We start from the raw sequence: 24264 nt of genomic DNA, 5'->3' as shown, positions 1-24264 counted from the left end.
AACTTTAATTAAGAATTAAGATATAGGCATCGGTTTTGAATCTTGAGCTTGTTTTGTGTAGCTAGGGAGTAGGGAGCGGGGAGTAGGGAATAGGGCTGGAGGTTTTTCAACTTGAGGATGAGTTTTTTCTTTGCAATCAAATAGAAGTTTTACAAGTAAGGGAACTCCAAAAAATAAATGATTTGGGTTTAAGCGTTGACCGTTGACTGTTAACTGTTCGCCGTCAACAGTCAACGGCGAACAGTCTTCTATGGAAGATTTGTTTACTTGCAAGTTCCTGGTGGCAAAACTAGCTGACGAATCAAGTTGCTGCAAAAATGCTGTTTCCTGTTTTTGGCTAGGAAGAGGATGAACAGCAGATGGGTGGGTTAGAGGGGAAAAACTGACTAACACTTGCCGTTTGCTCCTCATCTCCCCATTTCCCAAATAGTTTAGCCCGTCTGGTAATAACTCTCTACCTGAGGAACTTCCAAAAAAATATGCTGTTGTTTACAGTCAACAGTCATCAGTCAACAGCCATCAATCAGTTATTGTCGATCGTCAATTGCCACTTGGGGAATTCCCATACTGTAGTTAGTTACACGGGCAGAGAGATTGTAGCTGATTTCGCCTTTTTGTAGGAGCGATCGCACATAATGTTCTAAGTCTGAGCCGACGCGCCGTAAATTATAGTCTGTGAGGTCTGCACCACTAGAAGCTTCTACTAGTTCATCGAATTTTCGATAAACCTTTTGCAGCGCGTCTTCATTCCAGTTAAATTCGTTGTCTGGGTCAATATCTAAAGTTAAGACCTGATCGCTTGGAAGGAGTTCGCCATCTTGGTCAATTTCAGCCGCAAAAATGCGGATATGTCGGGTTGTTGACTTGAGCAGCGTCGGATTATCCATAAAAAGGTGTCAGGTTTGGGTGAATTACACTGAAATTATTGTAAACCCTATATTCATGCTTAAATGCTCTTAATTTAGAAGCTTTGAGGGCAGTTTCAAAAGAGTTAGCTATTGGGCTTTGAAATTGCCCAGTTATTTATGGCGTTGACCATTAACGGTTAATTCTCAACACTCAACAACCAACACAAAAAAATTTGCTTGGGTGTAAGTAAAAATATTGTCTGTACTGATTACTGCTTTTACTTGTATTAGTAGTTGGAGTCTCAGTTTGTTGCTAGTACTGTCAGTATCCTGGTGATTTTCAAACCTAAATTACTGGGTAGAGTATTTTGATTTACCAGTCTCAGTGCTATGCTAATCTTGCTTATTGCTAAAGTTTTTGTATTTATTAAGTCTAAGAGACGGTGGTATAAGCTTTCGGGCGGCAATAATTCCATGTGTGTACATTTTTGTTCGGGAATAAAAATTTTTACGTTAATAACTATGTGAATCAATTTTTCCTCAAATTGCTTTTGAAAAAAACGTACATCTCGTAATTTTACTGAATATCGCTACACATACCTCTGGCATTAATAAAAGGAAAAATTTTCCGGGCTTTTACTTACGTAAAAACACCAAAAATCAAGTAACAAGTCAAACTGTTATTGACGTTCCCATAAAGTTGATGTAAAAAGCTTTAAAAAGCTAGGACAACTTCTTACAGAAACTTTATTGTGTAGAATCTTAAAAACTGAATAATAGTTATGGCTTACCATAAGCTACATCTGGCACAGTTAGACCAAAATCTAGACAGTGAAAATTGAGCTTGAAAACAAAACACAGGAGAGTGAAATGGAATACATTGGTGTTTGATGAAGAAAAATTCTTAATTCAAGCACTTTGGATTCAAAAAAGATATAAAGAACTTTTGCTGGACATCTACCTCCTTACCCTCATGACTACCAAGTAAAGGAATCTCAATAGCTATGAACTCCAAAGCATTACCACGCCAAATCAATAATCTCGAAGTAGGTGTTTATGAGTGTGAAGTACATCTCAAATTTCGGTTGATTGAGGAAAAGAGTCTATTGGGCGATCGCGAGCAACTCTTACAGGTGCTACTCGATGCTTTGACCGAGGGGTCTGACGATTTTCTAGAGACGCTACAAGCGTCCGTTAAAGCCCAGGAAATATCAGAGTTCAAAGCCTCACCTCAAATGCGACGCCAGCTGATGCGCTTGCGTAATGCTGCTGAAAATCCCCAAGTTTAAAGGTGTAATTTAAGTAGCGAAAAATCGTGAATTAAGTATCAAATCAAATAGGGATCTTATACAGTCAATACACTCGTTGCAATAAAAACTCAGCAGTAAGTAGAATTCATAAAATATTTTGATTTCTGCTTTGTGAAAGTCTTATTTAGCAGCACAAAGTCCCAGGAACAGTTTCCTTAATTAAAAAAGTTTGTAGCAAAGGTTACTGGTAGAATCTGAAAGCAAATTCACCTGGGTGCATTTTACCGAGTTAACATCAAAACATTGCGAAAAACAAAACCCTGTATCTTTACAGATTCCGCGTTAGATAACAGGCGCAAATCACATAAAAATCTAAAAGACTAAAGTAAAAATAAATAGCTTTTCTTTTGGCTTTTTGCTTTAACTAAGTACCTGATTTGCTGAAATAGTTATGTTTTATCTATTACCAATTGAGTATGGGGCATAGGAAGAGGACAAGGGGAAAGGGAAAGGGGTATGGTTCGACAAGCTCACCAAGCGGGGAAAAGGGGAAAGATTAAATTTATTCCTTTTCCCTTTTCCCTTTAACCTTTTCCCCTGCCCAATGTCCAATAACCAATGCCCAATACCCAATAATACTTATTTAGCAAGACCATGTTCTAGAGCAAAACGAACTAACTCTGTACGGCTATTGGTGCCGGTTTTACTAAACAAGCGGCTGACATATTTTTCTACGTTGCGGACGCTGGTTTCCAAACGACGGGCGATTTCTTTATTCATCAACCCCTCAGCGACTAAGTTTAAAACACTTTGTTCTCTGGGGGTCAAATCAATTTTGAAAGGCGCTGGTGATTGAGAAATGGCATTTCTTTGAGTTAACAAAGCCTTGATTTGGGCTATCTGATTGGCTAGTTCAGCTATGTCGGGGGTTTCAAGGTCATCTGCTGTGGTTGGAGGTTTAGCAGCGCGGCGGGCTAGTAAATTTTCGACTATGGCGACTAACTCGTCTGGGTCAAAGGGTTTGGGAAGATAAGCATCGACACCAGCTTGATAACCTTGAATGCGATCGCCTGTCATACCTTTAGCGGTTAAAAAGACTACGGGGAGTGCTTGGAAACGGGGGTCTTCTCGCAGTTGCTTGAGGAACTGATAGCCATCTACTTGGGGCATCATCACATCGGAAATCACTAGATCGGGTGTATTCACCTGCATTAATTCCCAACCCTCGACGGCATTACTGGCGATTTGAACGTTGAAACCGCTCTCTTGCAAGTAGTCTTTTACGGCTTCTCGTATCCCTGGTTCATCGTCCACCAGTAATAATTGTGCTGACATTTAAAATTTCCTTAAGCTTACCTTTTTCCAATTTAGCGAAAGTTGGCAAGGATTGAACGGGAGTTAGGAGTTAGGAGTTAAGAGTTAGGAGTTAGGAGTTAGGAGTTAAGAGTAAAAATTATTCTCCCCCTGCCTCCCGTGCCCCCTCATCCCCTCTCCAGTTATTATGTGATTATGAAGATGGGAGAAGCTATGACTGCTATTACCCTGAACTTAGAACCAGTAATCAATCTCACTGCTGAGCAGTTTTATCAACTGTGTCGAGTCAACCCTGATGCTAAACTGGAACGCACTGCATTAGGGGAATTAGTCGTCATGGCACCGACTGGTGGAGAAACTGGTAGCCGAAACCGCAGGTTAACCCAGCGATTGGGAACTTGGACAGATGAAGACGGAACTGGAGAAGCTTTTGACTCTTCAACGATGTTTCAGCTTCCCAATGGAGCTTTGCGTTCCCCTGATGCAGCTTGGATTCCTTTGGAGCGGTGGGAAGCACTAGCTCCTGAAGAAAGAAAGACTTTTCCTCCCATTTGTCCCGATTTTGTGGTAGAGTTGCGGTCTGATTCTGACACGCTCAAGTCTCTCCAAGACAAAATGCAAGAATATATGGAGAATGGTACGCGCTTGGGCTGGCTGATTGACCCTAAAGGAAAGCAAGTAGAGATTTATCGCCAAGAAAAACAAAAGGAAGTGCTAATTTCCCCAAATCGGTTATCAGGGGAGGACGTACTACCAGGTTTTATCTTGGATTTACAAGGAATTTTTTGATAATTCTCCCCATTTAGCGAAAGTTGACAGGGATTGAACAACGTGATTTCACCTCTACCGCCCCTAAAGCTTTTGAAGTTGACACCTCTGCCTCAGTTAACCCTTTAATGTCTGTAATAATCGTGCCTTCGTAGGGACAAGCTGACCGCAAAGTTGTCCAGCATTGGGCATCGGGGGATGAGGGAGATGAAAGAGACAAGGAGGACAAGGGAGACAAGGTAGCAATTTTTCTCCCTTGTCTCCCCACCACTTCCTCATCTACCACTGTGGGTTTGCCTTAATTAATGCTTCTGCTGCTGAACTATTTAATGGAACCGAGAAAAAATGTCCTTGGCCATATTCACAGTTGACTTTTCTGAGCAGTGCTAGTTGCTCTTTAGTCTCTATTCCTTCGGCAAGCACATCCACACACAGCTTGTGTGCCAATGTCACAAGTATTTCAATAATTTCTAAATCCCTACTACTAGTGTTAATTGAACTGATAAAAGAACGGTCTATCTTCAATAAACTGATGGGAAAGTTATAAAGACGACTTAATGAAGAGTAGCCTGTACCAAAGTCGTCAATTGATAACTGAATCCCCATTTCTCGAAGTTGGTAGAGTACGGCAATTACGCGATCGCCATTTTCCACAATTACACTTTCAGTAATATCCAGCACTAAACTGTCAGCATTCAGACCAGTGGATTCTAATATTTGCTCAATTTGCTCAATCAAATCCGGTTGGGAAAATTGCTGTAAGGAGAGATTGACACTGATTTTCTTGAGCAAGTTGGCAGGATGAGACGCTCGCCAAGCTTGCATTTGACTACAGGCCTCTTGTAACACCCACTTACCAATGGAGAAAATTAATCCAGTTTCTTCGGCTATAGAAATAAAGTCTGCTGGACTCAGCAAACCACGCTCTGGATGTTCCCAGCGCAACAAAGCTTCAAAACCTAACATCAAGCCACTAGTCAGGGAAACAATTGGTTGATAATAAACTCGTAACTCTCGACGCTCAATTGCTCGGCGCAAATCAGTTTCTAACTGCAATTTCGCTAGAGCATTAGCATACATATTTGAGTTGAATAGTTCATAACGCGCTCTACCCAGGATTTTTGCTCGATACATCGCCGTATCAGCATCTCTCAACACATCCTCTGGTCGTTCATAATTTATTGTTGAACTCAAGGCAATACCAATACTTGCTGTTGTGAAGATTTCTTGTCCGTCAAGCTCAAAGGGTAACTTTAGCTCCTGTTCAATGCGCTCAGCAACTTTGATGGCGTCTGACACATCTTGAATTCCCTCCAACAAGATTGTAAATTCGTCTCCCCCAAGCCGCGCTGCTGTATCTATGGAGCGTACACATATTTCTAACCTACTTGCAATGGCAAGCAGAAATTGGTCTCCTTTGTGATGTCCAAAGCTGTCATTAATTACTTTAAATCGATCCAAATCGATAAACAGTACAGCAAATAAATAATCTGAATGCCTTTTAGAATAATTAATCGCATGTCTTAAACGGTCAATAAATGCAGCACGATTTGGCAGACCTGTTAATGCATCATGAAAAGCAAGGTGTAGTAGTTGCGACTCTACTCGTTTACGCTCTGTAATTTCAGTGAGTAATTTGTGATTGGCTTTTACCAGTTCTGCTGTCCGTTCTGCTACGCGTATTTCTAACTCCTCATAAGCTCGGTGCAACATTTCTTGGGCTTGTTTCCGTTCTGTGATGTTGCACAGCAGCCAACACCAGCCAATTTGCTTGTCGTTTTCGTCGTATACCGCAGATAACCTCACACTAGCAGGGAAAGGTTTTCCCCTCCGTGGCTGGAGATTAATTTCCCAGTTGAGTAGCTGCTGTAAATTGTTCATGTGGGAGCTAAACAATTGACGATCTTGTTGAGCAATAAAGAGAATTAATGGTTTACCTACTAAATACTTGTGGCGGACATGAAACAAGGTTGCTGCTGCATAATTAGCTTCTTCAATTGTCCCTGTATTATTAGTTATTAAATAAGCATCTGGAGCTAGCTCAAACAAATCTCGGTAACGTCGGCACTCTTTGTCTAATGCTGCTCGTGTTAACTCTAACTCTTGAGAGACTAGTAATAGTTTTTCCACTGTAGTGTGGAGTTCTTCAAAAGCTTCTGTTATTATTTCTTGTTCTAAATAGGTCTTGTTTGCACTGCGTTGCAGTAATTCCTGTACTTGTGAGCGCAATTTTTTTATATGTTGGCTAAAGCCGTCTACGTTCATGCGGCTCGATATCGGAAAATTATGAAGGGTAGTTCTAAAGGATGGGCAAGTTCTACGCTTTCCTTTAGCTTGGGACTGTATTAACGAGGTTAGCAACGGTTAGTTACAATACTAGACAGTTTCTAAATAAATAGAACAGAATGTAACTTTGTTGATAATTTAGTATTATGTTATTAACATTATATCTGCTTTGCTTATTTTTGAATCTATCTCTTAAGATACATTTAAGAAATGAAAAACTTTTGGTCGGATAAAATTTAATATTGCAAATTTTTTCGCACTGATAAAAGTCTTTGTTGAGTGGTAACAAGTAATACTATAAATATACTACAACAAAATTAGAGTTATCCGAGCAAGTTTTTTAGTATTTTTATAACCGAGCAACGATTTTGGCCTTTTCTGGTAGTTTAGCTTCTCTTTGTCCAGCTGTACGGGCCCTGGCTGTAAACAGACCAATGGGAGTATTTAATAAATCTACCAAAGTGGCTTTACCAGCGATCGCCCCTCTTATATCTCTTGGTACTTCTTTCAATAACCAACGCGCCAAACGATAGCCGCATTCACTCAGTGTAATATCTCGCATTAAATCAATACCATACAATTCGTGTAAATAGCGATTGGAGCGCCCATAACGCCGCCATTGACTTTGTAGTTCTAACAGTGTGGTGCGGTGACGATGCTGAACGATGGCGTTGGGGGCAAATTCCAAACCCCCGATGTTTTCGGCTAAAATTCGCCAGCAAATGTCTGCGTCGCCGCCGGTAGTTAAATGGGGACGAAATAAACCGGCTTTTTCAAAAGCGATGCGGCGAATTGCCAAATTAGCTGTTTGTCCATAGGGACGAAAGGCATGACCGAGGGTGTGTTTTTGCGACAGGGTTTCTTCACGGTCTGCGTGTTGTTCTAACAAAGTTTTGCCTGGTAATGCCAAAATTTCCCCAGCAACAATTACTACTTCTAAATTGACAAAAGGTAGTATTAATGCATTTAACCATTGTGGTTGGGGACGGCAATCTGCATCAGTAAAAACTATGATTTCGCCAATAGCTCCACGAATTCCGGTGTTACGAGCTGCATAGGAGCTTTGAATTTGATTTTCGCTCAAGGGGCGAATTGTAATCGGGCTATTTGCGGCAGTTGTTTTGAGTAAATTAAAAGTTCCGTCGCTACTATTATTGTCTACTAATAAGTACTCTACTCGGTGTTTTGGGTAAGTTTGAGATAACAGACAATTGAGCAAATCTGGCAAATCTGCCTCACCGTTATAAATAGGAATAACCACCGATACCATTGGTAAAAAGCTGGTGGCGGTGGTTGCATCAATTGGCTGATAATTCATAAAATTAGAAATTTTAGAAATGGAACTACTAACTAGTATTCCCAATCTCAATTAGAAGTCAGAATCGAGGAGTCAGGAGTCAGGAGTCAGAATTCAGAACTCAGAATTCAGAACTCAGGAGTCAGGAGTCAGGAGTCAGGAGTCAGAATTCAGAACTCAGAATTCAGAATTCAGAACTCAGAAGTCAGAATTCAGGAGTCAGAATTCAGAACTCAGAATTCAGAACTCAGGAGTCAGAACTCAGGAGTCAGAATTCAGGAGTTGTAATTTAACAGCAAAGCTAAAGAACCTTTGCTAAGACGTTAGAATTAAACGCTTTTATTACTTCTGAATTCTGAATTCTGACTTCTGAATTCTAAAATTGCAAATCCCCAGCACGGACGCTCATGGGTTGATTGAGTTGATTGCTTGGCGGTTGAGCGAAGTTGTTTCCTGATAAAATTGCGATCGCTCTGGCATATTGCGGGTCGCTCTTAGTTCCGATTAAATCTGGATTAGAAGCCAACTGACGCTCTTGTGCCTCTGTCAAGTCTAATTTGATGTCTGGCGTAATTCCTTTATGGTTGATGTCTGTCCCTAAAGGCGTGTAGTAGTGAGCAATGGTGACTGCTAAGCCGGAACCATCGGCTAGTTCGTGAACTGATTGTACTAAGGCTTTGCCAAAGGTTTGACCGCCAACTACCACAGCTCGCTTATTGTCCTTGAGTGCGCCTGTGAGGATTTCGCTAGCACTAGCTGAATTACCGTCTACCAATACTGCCAAGGGACGATTTGTTAAGGCAGTGCGATTGGCTTTAGTTTCCTCAGTGCCTCCCACACGGTCTACTGTTTTGACAATGCCGCCATTATCTAACCACATACGGGCAATTTCAATGCTGGCTTGTAACAAACCGCCTGGGTTTCCCCGCAAATCTAAAACATAAGAATCTACTTTTTGATTGTTTAAATCGCGGATGGCTCTTTGCATTTGCTCTGCGGCGTGGGCGCTAAATTCCCGCAAACGGATATAGCCAACGCGGCGATTTCCTTCTTGTCTGAGGGTATAACGTACTGTTGGTACTTCTATATTTGCTCTAGTCAGCTTGAGTTCAAAGGGATTTTGCCCTGCGCGTTTGAGTCTTAAGCTGATGGGAGTACCGGCTTTACCGCGAATCAGTTTAGAGGCGTCATCCACTTTCATTTTGAGAGTGGCTTTGCCGTCAATGGCTAAAATTTCATCCCCTGCTTTGATTCCAGCTCTCAGGGCGGGAGAATTATCTATGGCTTCAACAACAGTCAGACGTTGAGTTTTTTCGTTAACTTCCATCCGAATGCCGATACCAGAGACTTCCCCGGAGGTTTGGCTAGTGAGGGCTTCAAACTGTTTGGGATCCATGAACCGAGTATAAGGATCTCCCAAGGTTTGTAAAGCTTCCCGGATGGCGGCATAAGCTTCTTCACGAGAGGAATAGTCTTTACTCAACAAGCTTTGTCTAGTTGCTAGCCAATCTTGTTGATTAAATTTACCATCAACATATTCATGATTCACCAGTTGCCAAACTTGGTCAACTATCGCTTTTGGGCTGTCCTGTAGACTTAGGGCTGCGCGTACACCGCGAGTCCAAGCAGAACCGAACACAGATATGGTAGCAGTCGTAGCGATCGCTCCACCAATCAAGGCTACTTGGAGCGGCGAGTAACTTTTCGCAGATTGGTTCATGTATATTTAGCTGGAATAATAGTGTTGTTGACAGTTTAGCAATCAGGCTTTCTGAAAATTTTTAAGTTTTTATACCCCAAACTCAGCTATGCTCTCTGGATTCTTTGACATTGTAATTATGCCAAAAATACTGCATTAGTTATCAATAACGATTTCTGAGTTTGTTTGCCTTCTCCGGAAGGCTATACTGACGATGTGACACTTTGGTCGCCGTCATGTTTGTAGTTTAGATTACTTTTATAAGATAGCACTTCAATCGCTTAATTGCCGTGTGTTGGACAGTCATCTAAATTTACTTTTTTGATATCAGTAATGAAACATAAATCTATTATCAAATCATGTATTTACATTAAAAGAAGTTTGGTTAATTTGTGGCAATTGTTACAAAAACTAACTGTTGGATTTTGCTTTATTCTGGGTGCTTGGTTGATTTTTACTACTATAACCTTACTTTATGCTTCTTCGCAGCCAGTAGACACCTTTTTTGTGCTTGGTGGCAGTATTCGTCGAGAAACTTATGTTGCCCAACAAGCAAAACTATACCCCAAAATCCCAATTTTAATTTCTCATGGCTCTCCAGATCCTTGTATATGGTTAATTTTTCAGCGGGAATTTGCCAGCTTAGAAAACGTTTGGTTAGAAAAGTGTGCAAATTCTACCTTTGAAAATTTTTATTATAGTATTCCTTTATTGCGTAAATGGCGCGTACATAAAGTAAAACTGATTACATCTCCAACCCATTTACCAAGGGCTAAATGGATGGCGCAGATTCTCTTAGGCGCTCATGGGATTTGGGTAGAGCCAGAAATCGTTCAAGAATCAGGTGTTCCTGGTAATCGGGAATCTTGGCTCAAAACTGCACTAGATTTAACCCGCAGCTTATTTTGGGCAATTTTAAGTCAAATTATTCAACCACAATGCTCCAACGTTACCAGGCTTGCTGATGTGGATATACAAGCTTGGCAAAGTCGGGGTTTTAGATGCGAACATCAAGGGGGAGTGGGGAGATAAAAAGATGGCTATACCTATAACTATTATCATTTACTTATGAATTTTTCTTTTACTTACTACAGCATTTCATGAGAATCCTTTGCGTACCTCTGCGTTGACTTTGCGCCCTTTGCGTTTAATTTCCAGCACCATATTACCCAAAGCTGTACTGAGCTATTTTTTGTATAGATTTACAGTTCTCGTCTGTTAATAGAAATCGTTGATTTTTTCTATTAGTTGTTGAATTTAGAAAATTTTCAATTTTTGACTAACGTAGCAAATAATGTTGTAAATTTGCATGACAAAATTTTACATTTTACAAATCAAATCTTTTGAAGATTAAAAGTTATTAACGTTTGTGTGGCAACAGTAGTATTCTATTTAACTAATTTTTGGATCTACGCATAAACTTATAAAAATTAATATAATTTTTGCATGAGTATATCCTAAATTTATTTACAAATTTTCCTGGCAAATTTTTCATTAAAACTTCAGCTGGGTTTGGGCTAAAAAAGTGATACTCCACATAGTAAATTAATGAAAGTGCAGATATGCACGGGATGATATTATGACGACTCAGGAAGAAATTAGATTAGCACAAGCTTTGGATCGCATAGTTCATTGGCAAAGATGGGGGCCATATTTGAGCGATCGCCAATGGGGAACAGTACGCGAAGATTACAGCCATAATGGTACTGCGTGGGATTATTTTACCCATGACCAAGCCCGTTCTCGCGCCTATCGTTGGGGAGAAGATGGAATTGCTGGAATTTCAGATAATCACCAACGACTTTGTTTTGCCATTGCCCTTTGGAATGGTGAAGATGCTATTCTCAAAGAACGAATTTTTGGTCTCACCGGCAATGAAGGCAATCATGGCGAAGATGTCAAGGAATATTACTTTTATTTAGATAATACTCCCACTCATTCCTATATGAAAATGCTGTATAAATATCCACAAGCAGCATTTCCTTACTCGCAATTAGTTGCAGAAAATCAACGCCGCAGTCGTCAAGAACTAGAATTTGAATTACTAGATACGGGTGTATTTGATGATGACCGCTACTTTGATGTTTTTGTAGAGTATGCCAAACATTCTGCGGAAGATATTCTCATCCAAATTACAGTAGTGAATCGAGGACTAGAGGCAAAAACACTCCATCTTCTACCTACTCTTTGGTTTCGCAATACTTGGTCTTGGAATGGGGATGATAACAAACCTATTTTAAAAGAAGTTAAATTCAGTGATACTTGTAATATCATTGAAGCATCTCATTTAACTTTAGGAATGAGGTGGCTTTATTGTCAAAAACCAACCGAGGTTTTATTTACAGAAAATGAAACTAATTCCCAAAAATTATTTGGTTATAGTAATGCATCTGCTTATGTAAAAGATGGTATTAATGATTATATTGTTCAAGGATTAAAAGCGGCTGTAAATCCAGATAAAATAGGTACTAAAGCATCTGCTAATTATATATTAACAATTGGTGCAGGTGAAACTAAAATTGTGAAATTGCGACTCAGTAATATACCAAATTTAGTTGAGCCATTGGGCAAAGATTTTGATGAAATTTTTAACAAACGACAACAGGAAGCAGAGGAATTTTATCAGCGAATTGTACCACATTCTTTGAGCGAAGATATGCGGAATGTACAGCGACAAGCTTTTGCTGGAATGTTGTGGAGCAAGCAATTTTATCATTACATTGTAGAGGATTGGCTAAAAGGCGATGGTAACGCTCCATCCCCACCACCAGAACGCCAAAATGGCAGAAATCAAGAATGGTTTCATCTATATAATGAAGATATTCTTTCTATGCCTGATAAATGGGAATATCCTTGGTATGCTGCTTGGGATTTAGCATTTCATACCATTCCTTTGGCAATGATTGACCCAGAATTTGCTAAATATCAATTGGATGTTTTAACGCGGGAATGGTATATGCATCCTAACGGGCAAATTCCTGCTTATGAATGGAAATTTAGTGATGTTAATCCCCCGGTTCATGCATGGGCAACTTGGCGAATTTATCAAATTGAACAAAAAATTTATGGACGAACAGACAGACAGTTTTTAGAAAGAGTTTTTCAAAAGTTGATGCTGAATTTTACCTGGTGGGTAAATCGAAAAGATGCCAAAGGTAATAATGTTTTTCAAGGTGGATTTTTAGGATTAGATAATATTGGTGTATTTGACCGCAGTGCAGAACTTCCTACGGGCGGACATATAGACCAATCTGATGGTACAAGTTGGATGGGAATGTATTGTTTAAATATGTTAGCTATTGCCTTAGAATTAGCCAAGACTAATCCTGTTTATGAAGACATCGCTACTAAGTTTTTTGAGCATTTTCTGTATATTGCTGATGCCATGAATAAAATTGGCGAAATGGAAGTTAGTTTATGGAACAAATCCGACGGTTTTTACTACGATGTACTACATTTAAATGAGCAGCAGATTACCTTAAAAGTCAGGTCAATGGTAGGATTAATTCCTCTGTTTGCCATTGAAACAATTGAACCAGAAACATTAAAAATGCTTCCGGGTTTTAAAAAGCGTTTGGAATGGTTTATCCGCAACCGTCCTGACTTACGACAAAATGTAGCTTGCATGGAAACAAAGGGAATTGGTGCTAGGAGATTGCTCGCGATCGCTTCTAGAGATAAACTCAAAAGTATTCTCCAAAAAATGCTAGATGAAAGCGAGTTTTTCAGTCCCTACGGTATTCGCGCACTTTCCAGATTTCACGCCGAACATCCCTATATCTTTGATGTCAACGGTTGTCAATTTCGTGTAGATTATGAACCTGCTGAATCTAGTAGTGGCTTATTTGGTGGAAATTCTAATTGGCGCGGCCCTATTTGGTTTCCAGTGAATTTTTTATTAATTGAATCTCTACAAAAGTTTCATTCTTATTTAGGAGATGATTTTCAATTGGAATGTCCAACCGGTTCTGGTAAGATGATGACACTCCGCGAAATTGCATTAGAACTATCTCAAAGGTTAATGAGAATTTTCTTAAAAGATTCCTCTGGAAAAAGACCTGTTTATGGTGCAACATCAAAGTTTCAAAATGACCCCCATTGGCAGAATTTAATTTTATTTTATGAATATTTTCATGGTGATAATGGTGCCGGAATTGGAGCCAGTCACCAAACAGGATGGACTGGTTTAGTTGCTAACTTAATCCAGGAATGTGGCGAATATAAAACACAATATCATGGACAAAACAATGATGAAGGTAAAAAAGCGATCGCTTTAGCATAAGAATACGTTAATTTATATCAAGCAACAAATCTCCAGCTTCTTTGAAAAGTCGGAGATTTGAAATATCTTTGTTGAGTTATAACCAAATTCCTCATTAACAAAAATTAGTCACTTTGAATAGTTATGGTTTAATTATTCATCAGCAAACAAAGACTCTAAATCTCGATAGCCACTGGCAACACGAGTAATACTAATTCCGTCTTCTCTTGGATAGTAGAATATAATGTAATCATCTACAACAAAACCGCGCAAATTCGGTACAAACCTTGCATAACTTTTTCCCATATTAGGAAAATTAGCTACTAATTTACACTTCTGGCGAATATCATCAAAAAGCTTACTAGCTGCTTTTGGGTTACTACGAGCAATATATTCACAAATTTCGTCTAAATCTCGAATTGCTGCATCTGAAAGTGAATAATTGTTCATTCAGAAGACTCCTCAGTAATTCGACGAATTTTTTCTTGGAATCTGGCAAATACAACTTCACCATCAGTTACTTGTCCCTTAGCAATTTGTTCAGTTCCTAAAGCAATTTTTTGTCGTAATTCTTCAATTCGCTGCTCTCTTTCTTGTAGCAGTTTAAAGGCTTCATTTATTACATCATCTGCACTAGCGAATCTACCAGTTGCAAGCTGCGCCTGAATAAATTGCTCTAATTCTGGCTTAATTTGGATGTACATATTTTCTCACTTTATATAATTAATACTGTTATTATCTTTGTTCTAACAACATTGACACATAAAAAGCAATTGTTGGTTATAGCTACCTCGCTTGTGTGAGTTTGCTAGATTTGATGTTATTTTCAGCTTGCTTGTTACCTGCTCCTTTTAAGTAGGATTATATCAAGCGATCGCTTTGACAAATCTTCATAAATCGCCATATTGACAATCTCAGATTAGGTATGCAATTGTTTATTGTAAGACAAGCATAAATAACCGCACTATAAAGCGCAGGTTTTTGGTAGTGGTCTCAGCAGCAAGAATTCCTAGTTTCCTGCCGAGCTTCGTGTCATCCCTTCGGCTGAGTATTTAGCCAAAAGTTTAGTCTAGTAATTGATTAAACTTTCAATGGAAAGACAAGATGTTCGGATAAATATTCAGAGGAAGGGATGACGCGAAACTTGGTAGGAAGCCAGGAATTCTTACTGCTGAGACTTTAACTAAACTCAAGCGACGGTAGCAAATTTTTTCATAGAGTAAGATTCATTTTTGATAATTTTCCTCAAAATAAATTTGCTAACACTAGATGTGTGATATTCCATTGCTGTTGCAAACATTAACTAAAATGGAAAATCAAAACAATGAATTCAAGACAAAAACGTAATAAAAAACAGCAACTTCTTGATTTGTATGACTCTAATTGTTGGTGGTGTCGCCAGAATTTACCACAAGAAAAGCTGACGATTGAACACCTTTTACCTAAGAGTCGTGGAGGTTCTAATTCTTTTGAAAACTTGCGCCTTTCTTGTTTTCAGTGTAATAACACTCGTGGAAACAGTATTTATCCGCCTATCTTGATAAAAGGTAACTTTTGATAAATAGCACCTCAAATTTTTGAGTATTTGTATCTTACAGGGTAGGTATCTTATCTACCCTTCTCAATCAATTAGCTAAGACAAAAAACAAAACATAAAAATGCACAAACTTCTAATATTCCGCGATGAAAAACTTCTACGCCGTGCGCTGACTCACCGTTCCTATGTTCATGAGAACCCAGGAGAAGGGGAACATAACGAACGCCTAGAATTTCTTGGCGATGCTTTGCTAAATTTCTTAAGTGGTGAATATCTCTATCGCCGTCACCCAGAAAAGGGAGAAGATGAATTAACGCGGCGGCGTTCTGCATTGGTAGATGAAAAGCAACTGGCAAAATTCGCTGAAGAAGTAGATTTAAACTTTAAAATGCGCTTAGGAAAAGGTGCTATTCAAGACGGAGGATATCATAACCCAAATTTACTTAGCAGCACCTTTGAAGCTGTTATTGGTGCTTATTATCTAGATAATAATTCAAATATTGAAGCAGTTCGCGCAATTATAGAACCACTGTTTAATTCTGTACCCGAACAAATTGTGATTTCCCGTTCTAATGTAGATGCAAAGAATCGCTTTCAAGAATGGGTACAACGCAATGTTACCCAAACTCCTCCTAAATATATTACAGTCCAAACAGGCGGTTTGTGCCACGCACCGGAATTCGTAGCCAAAGTACTTGTAGGTGAAAAAATCTACGGTGAAGGTAAGGGACGTAATAAAAAAGATGCTGAAAAAGCTGCTGCTGAAGATGCGTTGATTAAGTTGAAAAAACAAGGGTTGGTGTAGAGGTGATTTTTTCACGCAGAGGCGCAGAGGCGCAGAGAGAGATGTGAGATTTTGGTGTCAAATTAACTTTTTTCTACTTCTAATTCTAAGGGTAAAACTACAGTGAAAGTCGAACCAACTCCCACTTCAGAAACTAAGTTAACTTCGCCTTGTAATAATTTCACTAACCGCCAAACTATTGCCAATCCTAAACCTGTACTATCAGGAAGGTAAGGACGATCGCCAGCATTTACCCGAAAATAAGGTTCAAATATCTCGGCTTGGTGTTCTGGTGCAATGCCAATTCCAGTGTCGGAAACTGCGATCGCCCATTTCTGTTTCTCCAACACTTGACACATTACAATAATAGTCCCAGACTCTGTATAACGAATTGCATTACTAATAAGATTAGTAACAACTTGTTGCAATTGAAATGAATCTGTAAGTAAATCTTGAGGAGCGCGCTGGCAATCGAATACGATTTTCAAGTTTTTCTCTACAGCTAAAGGTTCCAACATTTCACAGACATTATGAATGAGTTCCGGCACATTCGTCGGTGCTAATTGCAGTTTTATTTGTCCCGCATCATAGCGCGAAAGTTCCAACACATCATTAATTAAGTGAAGTAATTGTCTACCATTACGTAACACCCGCTCAATATGTTCTAAATTGGTATAGTTGTCTTTTATCTTGGTTTTTTTGCGTTGTTGGCGTAAAAATAAATCTGAGTATCCAATAATTGAAGTTAGGGGATGTTTTAATTCGTGGGCTAGTTGGGAAATATACTCTTGATTAGCGCTAATTAACCTTGTCAATTCCTGATTGTGCAGCGTTAATGATGTTTGTAACTGCCTCAGTTCTCGCAACCGTTCTTCAACATAACTCTTAAAACAGCGAGCGATCGCTTCATCTACAATAGCGTCAATCAAACGCATAGAACGAATAATTTCTGCCGGTGTTCCTTTCAATAAATCTGCGTGAATAGTGTCAAATATTACTGTTCTTAATAGATGATATTCTCTGGCAATTTCTGTTGCATCAAAACCTTGTTCGGCTCGAATCGCCCCATGCTCAAAACTCGCAACAATTATCGATTGAATGTCATTCTCCTCAGATTTTGAAAGTACCGTTACCATTGCTTTCAAAACACTGGGAATATGATTTCTAATGGCTGTATAAGATAAATCATCAGCACTTTCAATCCGTTGATCTTTACGAACTGCTTTCACCCACTTGTTTAGGATGATATCAGTTTTGTCAGCCAGGAATTGACTAAAATCCATTATGTTAAATTCAGCTAACAGAGAGATGAGTAAATTTCCATATGCAATTAGTTTAGCCACTAGAGCGACTTTTTACCAAAAAAAAATTCAAAATTCACCTATCAAAAGTAATAGATTTTATCTATCGTCTCGTAGATTAGCAAAAACTTGAAGTATCGTTGTCAAATTTCAGTACGCAACATATTAATGTATAATCTATATTGTCTTTATAAATAAAAATATAGTAGTTAACAATGTAGATCCTTGATGATATTACTGCTGTATTCCTTACTATGTAAGAATTTTCATCCTAAGATAGTTCAATTTTTTAACATTTATAATATTTATGAATTAAGTAAAAACAAGGTTAATAACTTGACAATAGTATTTAAAAAAACTAAATTTAAAAAAAAAGAGATGATTTTTACTGAGCGTTAATGTTATACTCTTCACATCAACGTTATATTGTGCGTAATTTCGTACCTTTTAGAGTAAGTCAGCCTAATCCAGCGCATCACAGTGCATAACGCTGGAGCGGAGGAACCAAATTGTGGGGCGTATCTTGGAGAAAGTTATGAGTTATGAGTTATGAGTTATGAGTTATGAGTTTTTAATTAACTCCTCACTCCTCACTCTTGACTTTTTACTCCCAACTAACAACTTTCTTCAGAAGGGCATCTCTCAGCCCTAGCCCGTCAGCTAACTTCGTAGGCATTGAGAGGAGACTGAAGAGACGGCATTTTTATCAATGTTCCGATCTCATCAGTGTCCAAGGCTGGTACTGCTCGGTTTTTTGTACCTGCACTTCAACCTGTTGAGGTTTCATAATGATCTTTCAATTAAATTTAGCAGCGATCGCCGCGATCGCTGGACAAACTGCTTGGAAAAAGACAAAACCCGTCATCAGTAAAGATGTCTTCTTTTTACCTGTTTTGGGTTTTTTAGGAATAATTGTGCTGTGGTGGATTGTTGCACTTGCCAATCATGAATTAATGCCCACCCCACCAGAAGCACTATCAGCTAATTTGGACTACATCTTAAATCCCTTTTACCAGCGAGGCCCCGGTAACTTAGGAATTGGTTGGTTATTAATAGCAAGTCTGCGAAGAGTAATACTAGGCTTTTTATTAGGTGCAGTAGTAGCCATACCTCTAGGATTTCTGATTGGCATGTCTAGACCGGCAATGCTAGCCCTCAATCCCATCATTCAAATTTTTAAACCCGTATCGCCTTTAGCTTGGTTGCCCATTGCCTTAGCTATCTTCAATTTGGCAGATCCTTCGGCAATTTTTGTCATCTTTATTACTTCCCTATGGCCGACAATTATTAATACTGCCTTAGGAGTTTCTAGCGTTCCCAAGGATTATTTAAATGTGGCAAGAGTATTAGAAATGCCACGTTGGCGGCAGATTATCAAAATCATTTGGCCTGCAAGTTTGCCCTATATTTTTACAGGTTTGCGAATTAGTTTAGGGATAGCTTGGTTAGTTATTGTGGCAGTAGAAATGCTCACAGGTGGTGTTGGTATAGGCTTTTTTGTCTGGGACGAATGGAGCCGCTTAAACCTGAGTTCAGTTTTTCTAGCAGTGTTAGTAATTGGTGTCACTGGATTAATTCTTGATTACGCCGTCGGTAAAATTCAAGAAATAGTAACTCGCCGCCCCACACCTTCTAATTAAATCAGAATTCAGAATTCAGAATTCAGAATTCAAATAGTCTCTTTGTCTAGCTTTGAGAGTTAGATAGGGTAATTGACGCTTTTTAACTTTGGGCGTTTGCATCTTGACGCTAGCAATTAATCACCGAATTTTGGATTTTGAATTTAACAATTCAAAAATGATTGATTATCCATGAAATCAATCTCAAATATCAAATCCAAAATCTCAAATTGAGTCACCAACGGAGCCACATAAATGAGTGACTATCACTACACTCGACGAGACTTTATCAAAGGAATAGGAGCAACCACAGCTGGAATTGCCCTTTCTTCCTGTGCAATTTCTGGAGATAGATCTGCCCAAGGATTAACAGAAGAAGCCTTAGCTGTACAACCAGTAGTTAAATCCAGCGAATTAGAAAAACCGGATTTAATTGTTGGATACGTTCCCGTTAATGATTGTGCGCCATTTGCGATCGCCTGGAAAAAAGGCTTGTTCCGCAAATATGGTTTAAACGTCACCCTCAACCGGGAAGCCAGTTGGGCCACCTCCCGCGACGGCGTCATTTTTGGTCGCTTGGATGCTTCACCTGTAGTATCCGGTGCGGTTACCAACGCCAGAATTGGCGCTGAAGGCGCACGCCACGCCTCGTTGTGTGCAGCTATGACCATTCACCGCCACGGTAATGCCATGACCATGAACAAAGCGATGTGGGATTATGGGCTGCGTCCTTGGTACGAGTATCAAGAAAAATATGGCGATGGCGCACTAGAAGCTTTTGGTAGAGATTTTCGGGGCTACTTCGATAGCCAGCCACCAGAAAAAAAAGTTTGGGCAGTTGTTCTCAGTTCCGCCATTTACGAATACTTTGTCCGTTACATATCCGCCGCTGCTGGTGTCGATCCTTTCAAAGAATTTCGCGTCATCATTGTTTCCCCGCCCCAGATGGTTACCAATGTGCGAATTGGCGCTATGCAAGCTTATATGGTTGCAGAACCCTGGAACACCAGGGCAATTACAGGAAACGAAAACATCGGCTTCACCTTCGCCCAAGGGAAAGAAGTCTGGTTGGGACACCCAGATAGACTTTTGGGAGTAATGGAATCTTTCATCGAAAAATATCCCAAAACCTATCGTTCCCTTGTCAAAGCCATGATTGAAGCTTGCCAATATTGCAGCAAAGCAGAAAATCGCCAAGAAGTTGCTGAACTGCTAACAGACCGTTCCTTTACAGGTGCAAAACCGAAAAATAAAAATGCGCCAATTACCAAGCTTACGGGCCCGGCAATTCTTGGTAACTACAACTATGGCGGCTTTGATGGCAAAGACCGCACTATTCAAGCTGCTGACAACACAATTTTCTACGATATTCCAGACAATCTTCCCAAACAGCCAGGAGAACATTCGACATTTTTATGGAGATCTAGAAGTATTTGGTTAATGACTCAAGCAGCAAGATGGGGACAAATTAAAGCATTTCCTAAAGATGCTGAAAAACTAGCCGAAAAAGGTTGGAGAACAGATTTATATCGAGAGATAGCAAATGAAATGGGCATTCAATGTCCTAAGGATGATTACAAAGTAGAACCGTCAGAAGTATTTATAGATAAGAAAAGCTTTGATCCCAGCGATCCAGTGGGCTATCTGAATAGTTTTGCTATCAGGGCTAATGCTCCCACTAGTTTTTTCATGTCATAAATACCAAGTTCTTTGACTGTGGGAATTTTAGACTTTAGATTTTGGATTTTAGATTTTAGATTTATGGGCGCAATAAATCTAAAATCCTTAGCAAACAAGCACTGTTTTTTCAAAATTAATCGAAAATCCCAAATCTAAACTTGATTAAATTATTGTTGGAGCATTTGATGATGGAATATACCTCATTACCTATTGATACCCAAACTCAAGTTATGTCCCGTCCTGGATTTTTAGAAATTGAAAATTTAGTCAAGTCTTATCCGACACCAGATAAAGATAAATTTGTGGTTTTAGATGGAGTTAATTTAACGATTGGTGAAGATGAATATATTTCTGTAATTGGTCACTCTGGTTGTGGGAAATCTACACTACTGAAGATTATTGGAGGTTTAGAAAAAGCAACTTCTGGCTCAGTACGTTTAGATGGAAAAGAAATCCGTAAGCCAGGTGCAGAGAGGATGATGGTGTTTCAAAATTACGCATTGTTACCGTGGTTAACAGTGCGAGAAAATATCCGTTTAGCTGTAGATGAAGTGTTAAAAAATGCTAATCGATCTGAAAAAATTAGCATTGTAAACGAACACTTGGCAATGGTAAACTTAACGGCGGCGGCTGATAAGTATCCTGATGAACTTTCTGGAGGTATGAAACAACGCGTAGGTATTGCCAGAGCTTTAGCAATTCGTCCGAAAATGTTACTAATGGATGAACCTTTTGGGGCGCTAGATGCACTCACTCGTGGTAAATTGCAGCGGCAAGTTTTGGATATTTGGGAAAATCATCGGCAAGCAGTGATGATGATTACCCACGATGTAGACGAAGCAATTTACATGTCCGATCGCATCGTATTAATGACCAATGGCCCTGCGGCTAATATCGGCGAGATATTAGAAGTTCCCTTTGAACATCCACGCGATCGTGCTGCCATGCGTAACTCAAAAGAATATTTTGAACTCCGCAACCACGCCCTCAATTTCCTAGATCGATATTTCACGCAACACGAGTAAAGTAGATTATCATTCTTTTAGCGGGTAGCCTAATTCAAATTCATTAAAGCTGGATTTGAGGCGGAGGAACCATATTATGGGGCTAATCTCCTAAAAACTGAGGAGTTAAGAGTCAAGAGTTAAGAGTTAGGAGTTAAGAGTTAAGAATTATGAATATTAACTCAGCAATCAGCACTCAACACTCAGTACTACCAAGAGAGAGACACCTTCCAGTCTTAGCCCGTCAGCTAACTCCGTAGGCAATGGAAGGAACCCCCAACACTTGGCTGTAATGCAGTTATTATTGGGGTTTCCTCTACCAATTGTAAATTTTAGATTTTCGATTTTCGGTTGCGATTTTTGCAGAACAATCCAAAATCAGTCTTGGAAAGTTCTCAGCGACGAAAGCCGCCATTCAGACTTTCCGCGAAATCTCAAAATCCAAAATTGGTCGCCCTGCTTCTCATTGCTTGTTCATTTAATTTGGAGAAGTAAAACTGTGAAAATTAAGCCAATGTTAGCACGTCTGCAAAGTGCCATAGGTCGAGATGACTTAATTGAACAAATGGTATTGTTGCCAGAACCCAAAAATCCATTTTCTCAACAATCCCCCGCAACAAATTCAGTTAACTTTATTGTTGCTTATGATGCTTCTCCCAATAGTCATACGGCATTGGATCTTGCCTTTTGGATTGCCCATCAAACCCGTTTAGCTACCAATACAGAAGTTACAGTCCAAGCTGTTTATGTGTTAGAAGACAATGAAAGCAGCCGCTATGTCAACATCTTGAATTTTCCCAGACAGCAGCCTTCATTGGAATGCCAGATTAGTGAAATATCAAAATCTCCCACACTAGTATTGACTCAACCAAAATTGGAAACAGCCATCACTCCCTTGCAAGAAGCAGATAGAATTCTTTGGCAAGCACGAAGTTTGGCTGAAGAATGGCAAGGTTGTTTCAAATCTCATTTGCGGTTTGGTTCCATTTCCACAGAATTGAAAAAAGTTGTGGAATTAGAAGCTGCCGATATTTTGTTTGTTGGTTGTCAATCTGTCAATCATCCAATGATTGAAGCACTAGATTCTGATTTTCCCTGCGCCGTTGTAGGCATTCCTCGCTGTATTGATGAATAATCGCTATTCAGAATTTCAATAACTATATCAAATTGTAATCTTAGATAAGTCACCTACATTTAGGTGGCTTTTTTCGCTAATAGCTAATCCATGAAACTTCGGGAGTTAAGGTGTGGAAAATTGGCAAGCCATTCTCAGTGTAATTACATTTATTGGCGTCATTATTTTAGTGATGACAGAATGGGTACATCTTACTATTGCTGCATTATTAGGGGCATTGTTATTAGTTTTTAGTAACGTCATGACCCTAGAACAAGCTGTTGGTTACATCGGCAATAGTCATGGCACACTCGGTTTATTCTTTGGAGTTATGGTGTTAGTACGGGCTTTTGAGCCTACGAAAATATTTGAATATTTAGCTACTCAAATAGTCATTCTTGCTAAAGGGCAAGGTAAGCGTTTATTACTGGGTATAGTGGCCATTGTGACACCAATTTGTGCCGTTTTACCAAATGCTACAACAGTGATGTTGTTAGCGCCATTAATTCCACCAATGGCACAAGAAATAGGTATAAATTTTGTACCCTTATTAATTTTGATGGTATTTATTGCTAATAGTGCTGGACTACTAACTTTAGTTGGCGATCCAGCTACATTTATTGTTGGTGATGCTGTAAATATTAGTTTTATTGATTATTTATTGAAATTGAGTTTAGGGGGAGTCATTGCTGTTGTTACAGTCATTGCAACACTACCATTTTTGTTTCGTAAAATTTGGAATACTCAACTAGATAATCTCGAAGAACTGCCACATCCCCAAATTAATCATCCACGAGTTTTAAGTGTGGGTGCAGTTATTGTTTTATTTGTACTGCTGTTTTTTGTAATTGGAGAATCTTTACCAGTTCCCGTTTCTCCTGCTGCTGTGGCTTTGTTAGGAGCAGCTTTAGCTTTACTGTTATCTCATCATAGTAAAATTGATTCAGTTAGTCATATTTTGCGGGATGTAGATTGGAGTACATTGATATTTTTTATGAGTATATTTGTGCTGATAGGAGGATTAGAAAAAACAGGTGTAATTAATAGTTTATCCGGAGTATTAGCGGTTATTTTAGGAAAAAATATTATTCTTGGTTCCCTGGTTTTGTTATTTGTTGTGGGGATATTATCTAGTGTAGTGCCTAATATTCCTTTGGTGGTGGCAATGGTGCCCTTACTCAAACAGTATCTTGTCAGCGTTGGTTTAGCACCGCCAGAAGTTCTAGCACGAGATTTTCAAGGACAGTTTCCCCCAGAAGTTTTACCACTGTTTTATGCAATGATGTTTGGTGCGACTTTGGGAGGTAATGGCACACTAGTGGGAGCATCATCTAATATCGTTGCTGCCGGTATTTCCGAACAACATGGACGGCGAATATCCTTTAAAACTTTTTTGCACTATGGTATTCCAGTGATGTTATTGCAGCTAGTAACTTCGGCTTTTTATGTGTTAGTTCGGTTTTTGCTGTAGAATAATTTACAAATAGAGACGTTGCATTAGA

At 39.2% G+C, this 24264-nt stretch carries 21 protein-coding genes and 2 riboswitches; of the genes, 11 read left to right on the top strand and 10 right to left on the bottom strand.

The genetic code is table 11. The annotated features are described in order from the left end of the window. Positions 1 to 15 precede the first annotated feature (15 nt). Positions 16 to 411 (bottom strand): hypothetical protein, encoded by a 396-nt coding sequence (locus VF06_RS27710; protein ID WP_099069203.1) that lies wholly within the window; start codon positions 409 to 411, stop codon positions 16 to 18. Between the two features lie 116 nt (positions 412 to 527). Next, positions 528 to 887 (bottom strand): NAD(P)H-quinone oxidoreductase subunit M, encoded by a 360-nt coding sequence (locus VF06_RS27705; protein WP_099069204.1) that lies wholly within the window; start codon positions 885 to 887, stop codon positions 528 to 530. A 965-nt stretch (positions 888 to 1852) separates the two neighbouring features. Between VF06_RS27705 and VF06_RS27700 the strand changes: the two genes are divergently transcribed. After that, positions 1853 to 2137 (top strand): Npun_R1517 family heterocyst differentiation transcriptional regulator, encoded by a 285-nt coding sequence (locus VF06_RS27700; RefSeq protein WP_099069205.1) that lies wholly within the window; start codon positions 1853 to 1855, stop codon positions 2135 to 2137. Positions 2138 to 2737: 600 nt separating this feature from the next. On the opposite strand, the gene VF06_RS27695 is transcribed toward VF06_RS27700, so the two are convergent. Next, entirely contained in the window at positions 2738 to 3433 is a 696-nt protein-coding gene (locus tag VF06_RS27695; protein ID WP_099069206.1) for a response regulator transcription factor, read from the bottom strand. Positions 3434 to 3625: 192 nt separating this feature from the next. On the opposite strand from VF06_RS27695, the gene VF06_RS27690 reads away from it, so the two are divergent. After that, positions 3626 to 4201, top strand: a complete 576-nt coding sequence (locus tag VF06_RS27690) for a Uma2 family endonuclease (protein WP_099069235.1) — start codon at positions 3626 to 3628, stop codon at positions 4199 to 4201. A gap of 13 nt (positions 4202 to 4214) precedes the next feature. Here VF06_RS27690 and VF06_RS39615 read toward each other — a convergent pair whose 3' ends face one another. From VF06_RS39615 to ctpB, 4 genes are all read right to left on the bottom strand, one after another. Next, positions 4215 to 4466, bottom strand: a complete 252-nt coding sequence (locus VF06_RS39615; RefSeq protein WP_143861778.1) for a hypothetical protein — start codon at positions 4464 to 4466, stop codon at positions 4215 to 4217. Next, on the bottom strand, positions 4460 to 6445 hold the full coding sequence (locus tag VF06_RS27685; RefSeq protein WP_099076464.1) for a sensor domain-containing protein: 1986 nt from the start codon (positions 6443 to 6445) through the stop codon (positions 4460 to 4462). Before VF06_RS27685 ends, VF06_RS39615 begins: the two co-directional genes overlap by 7 nt. A 370-nt stretch (positions 6446 to 6815) precedes the next feature. After that, the gene (locus VF06_RS27680) at positions 6816 to 7784 is read right to left on the bottom strand and encodes a glycosyltransferase family 2 protein (RefSeq protein WP_099069207.1); all 969 of its coding nucleotides are present in this window, start codon (positions 7782 to 7784) and stop codon (positions 6816 to 6818) included. Positions 7785 to 8139: 355 nt separating this feature from the next. Then, positions 8140 to 9483 carry a carboxyl-terminal processing protease CtpB gene (gene ctpB / locus VF06_RS27670; protein WP_099069208.1) on the bottom strand — a complete coding sequence of 448 codons (1344 nt, stop codon included), beginning with the start codon at positions 9481 to 9483 and terminating at the stop codon, positions 8140 to 8142. A gap of 312 nt (positions 9484 to 9795) precedes the next feature. Here ctpB and VF06_RS27665 point away from each other — a divergent pair, with 312 nt between their 5' ends. Both VF06_RS27665 and VF06_RS27660 read left to right on the top strand, forming a co-directional pair. After that, the gene (locus VF06_RS27665) at positions 9796 to 10494 is read left to right on the top strand and encodes a YdcF family protein (RefSeq protein WP_180267392.1); all 699 of its coding nucleotides are present in this window, start codon (positions 9796 to 9798) and stop codon (positions 10492 to 10494) included. Positions 10495 to 11041: 547 nt separating this feature from the next. Further along, positions 11042 to 13744 (top strand): MGH1-like glycoside hydrolase domain-containing protein, encoded by a 2703-nt coding sequence (locus VF06_RS27660; protein ID WP_099069209.1) that lies wholly within the window; start codon positions 11042 to 11044, stop codon positions 13742 to 13744. A 132-nt stretch (positions 13745 to 13876) separates the two neighbouring features. On the opposite strand, the gene VF06_RS27655 is transcribed toward VF06_RS27660, so the two are convergent. Both VF06_RS27655 and VF06_RS27650 read right to left on the bottom strand, forming a co-directional pair. After that, positions 13877 to 14173 carry a type II toxin-antitoxin system RelE/ParE family toxin gene (locus tag VF06_RS27655; RefSeq protein ID WP_099069210.1) on the bottom strand — a complete coding sequence of 99 codons (297 nt, stop codon included), beginning with the start codon at positions 14171 to 14173 and terminating at the stop codon, positions 13877 to 13879. After that, the gene (locus VF06_RS27650) at positions 14170 to 14427 is read right to left on the bottom strand and encodes a type II toxin-antitoxin system ParD family antitoxin (RefSeq protein ID WP_099069211.1); all 258 of its coding nucleotides are present in this window, start codon (positions 14425 to 14427) and stop codon (positions 14170 to 14172) included. Before VF06_RS27650 ends, VF06_RS27655 begins: the two co-directional genes overlap by 4 nt. A 620-nt stretch (positions 14428 to 15047) precedes the next feature. Here VF06_RS27650 and VF06_RS27645 point away from each other — a divergent pair. Continuing rightward, on the top strand, positions 15048 to 15281 hold the full coding sequence (locus tag VF06_RS27645; protein ID WP_099069212.1) for an HNH endonuclease: 234 nt from the start codon (positions 15048 to 15050) through the stop codon (positions 15279 to 15281). A 100-nt stretch (positions 15282 to 15381) separates the two neighbouring features. Continuing rightward, positions 15382 to 16065, top strand: a complete 684-nt coding sequence (gene rnc / locus VF06_RS27640) for a ribonuclease III (RefSeq protein WP_099069213.1) — start codon at positions 15382 to 15384, stop codon at positions 16063 to 16065. 62 nt (positions 16066 to 16127) lie between these two features. Here rnc and VF06_RS27635 read toward each other — a convergent pair whose 3' ends face one another. Continuing rightward, positions 16128 to 17327 carry a sensor histidine kinase gene (locus tag VF06_RS27635; protein ID WP_099069238.1) on the bottom strand — a complete coding sequence of 400 codons (1200 nt, stop codon included), beginning with the start codon at positions 17325 to 17327 and terminating at the stop codon, positions 16128 to 16130. Positions 17328 to 17794: 467 nt separating this feature from the next. Further along, positions 17795 to 18035: riboswitch (cyclic di-AMP (ydaO/yuaA leader) on the top strand. Positions 18036 to 18133: 98 nt separating this feature from the next. On the opposite strand from VF06_RS27635, the gene ntrB reads away from it, so the two are divergent. From ntrB to VF06_RS27610, 5 genes are all read left to right on the top strand, one after another. Continuing rightward, the gene (gene ntrB / locus VF06_RS27630; RefSeq protein ID WP_180267393.1) at positions 18134 to 18985 is read left to right on the top strand and encodes a nitrate ABC transporter permease; all 852 of its coding nucleotides are present in this window, start codon (positions 18134 to 18136) and stop codon (positions 18983 to 18985) included. A 234-nt stretch (positions 18986 to 19219) separates the two neighbouring features. Then, on the top strand, positions 19220 to 20662 hold the full coding sequence (locus tag VF06_RS27625) for an ABC transporter substrate-binding protein (protein WP_099069214.1): 1443 nt from the start codon (positions 19220 to 19222) through the stop codon (positions 20660 to 20662). A 170-nt stretch (positions 20663 to 20832) separates the two neighbouring features. Then, positions 20833 to 21669, top strand: a complete 837-nt coding sequence (locus VF06_RS27620) for an ABC transporter ATP-binding protein (RefSeq protein WP_099069215.1) — start codon at positions 20833 to 20835, stop codon at positions 21667 to 21669. Positions 21670 to 21706: 37 nt separating this feature from the next. Continuing rightward, positions 21707 to 21926: riboswitch (cyclic di-AMP (ydaO/yuaA leader) on the top strand. A gap of 236 nt (positions 21927 to 22162) precedes the next feature. Next, on the top strand, positions 22163 to 22783 hold the full coding sequence (locus tag VF06_RS27615; protein WP_099069240.1) for a universal stress protein: 621 nt from the start codon (positions 22163 to 22165) through the stop codon (positions 22781 to 22783). A gap of 112 nt (positions 22784 to 22895) precedes the next feature. After that, positions 22896 to 24233, top strand: coding sequence for an ArsB/NhaD family transporter (locus tag VF06_RS27610; protein WP_099069216.1), 1338 nt, complete (start codon positions 22896 to 22898; stop codon positions 24231 to 24233). Positions 24234 to 24264 lie beyond the last annotated feature (31 nt).

This window comes from Nostoc linckia z4 (assembly GCF_002608075.1).
Lineage (GTDB): Bacteria > Cyanobacteriota > Cyanobacteriia > Cyanobacteriales > Nostocaceae > Nostoc > Nostoc linckia.
Note: the sequence above shows the minus strand (reverse complement) of the source record. Positions and strands in the feature narration are given on the sequence as shown.

What these genes read in the sequence shown, in the direction of transcription:
- VF06_RS27710 (WP_099069203.1), bottom strand. Translation starts at nt 411, where the DNA reads ATGAGGAGCAAACGGCAAGTGTTAGTCAGTTTTTCCCCTCTAACCCAC.
- VF06_RS27705 (WP_099069204.1), bottom strand. Translation starts at nt 887, where the DNA reads ATGGATAATCCGACGCTGCTCAAGTCAACAACCCGACATATCCGCATT.
- VF06_RS27700 (WP_099069205.1), top strand. Translation starts at nt 1,853, where the DNA reads ATGAACTCCAAAGCATTACCACGCCAAATCAATAATCTCGAAGTAGGT.
- VF06_RS27695 (WP_099069206.1), bottom strand. Translation starts at nt 3,433, where the DNA reads ATGTCAGCACAATTATTACTGGTGGACGATGAACCAGGGATACGAGAA.
- VF06_RS27690 (WP_099069235.1), top strand. Translation starts at nt 3,626, where the DNA reads ATGACTGCTATTACCCTGAACTTAGAACCAGTAATCAATCTCACTGCT.
- VF06_RS27685 (WP_099076464.1), bottom strand. Translation starts at nt 6,445, where the DNA reads ATGAACGTAGACGGCTTTAGCCAACATATAAAAAAATTGCGCTCACAA.
- VF06_RS27680 (WP_099069207.1), bottom strand. Translation starts at nt 7,784, where the DNA reads ATGAATTATCAGCCAATTGATGCAACCACCGCCACCAGCTTTTTACCA.
- ctpB (WP_099069208.1), bottom strand. Translation starts at nt 9,483, where the DNA reads ATGAACCAATCTGCGAAAAGTTACTCGCCGCTCCAAGTAGCCTTGATT.
- VF06_RS27665 (WP_180267392.1), top strand. Translation starts at nt 9,796, where the DNA reads ATGAAACATAAATCTATTATCAAATCATGTATTTACATTAAAAGAAGT.
- VF06_RS27660 (WP_099069209.1), top strand. Translation starts at nt 11,042, where the DNA reads ATGACGACTCAGGAAGAAATTAGATTAGCACAAGCTTTGGATCGCATA.
- VF06_RS27655 (WP_099069210.1), bottom strand. Translation starts at nt 14,173, where the DNA reads ATGAACAATTATTCACTTTCAGATGCAGCAATTCGAGATTTAGACGAA.
- VF06_RS27650 (WP_099069211.1), bottom strand. Translation starts at nt 14,427, where the DNA reads ATGTACATCCAAATTAAGCCAGAATTAGAGCAATTTATTCAGGCGCAG.
- VF06_RS27645 (WP_099069212.1), top strand. Translation starts at nt 15,048, where the DNA reads ATGAATTCAAGACAAAAACGTAATAAAAAACAGCAACTTCTTGATTTG.
- rnc (WP_099069213.1), top strand. Translation starts at nt 15,382, where the DNA reads ATGCACAAACTTCTAATATTCCGCGATGAAAAACTTCTACGCCGTGCG.
- VF06_RS27635 (WP_099069238.1), bottom strand. Translation starts at nt 17,327, where the DNA reads ATGGATTTTAGTCAATTCCTGGCTGACAAAACTGATATCATCCTAAAC.
- ntrB (WP_180267393.1), top strand. Translation starts at nt 18,134, where the DNA reads ATGATCTTTCAATTAAATTTAGCAGCGATCGCCGCGATCGCTGGACAA.
- VF06_RS27625 (WP_099069214.1), top strand. Translation starts at nt 19,220, where the DNA reads ATGAGTGACTATCACTACACTCGACGAGACTTTATCAAAGGAATAGGA.
- VF06_RS27620 (WP_099069215.1), top strand. Translation starts at nt 20,833, where the DNA reads ATGGAATATACCTCATTACCTATTGATACCCAAACTCAAGTTATGTCC.
- VF06_RS27615 (WP_099069240.1), top strand. Translation starts at nt 22,163, where the DNA reads ATGTTAGCACGTCTGCAAAGTGCCATAGGTCGAGATGACTTAATTGAA.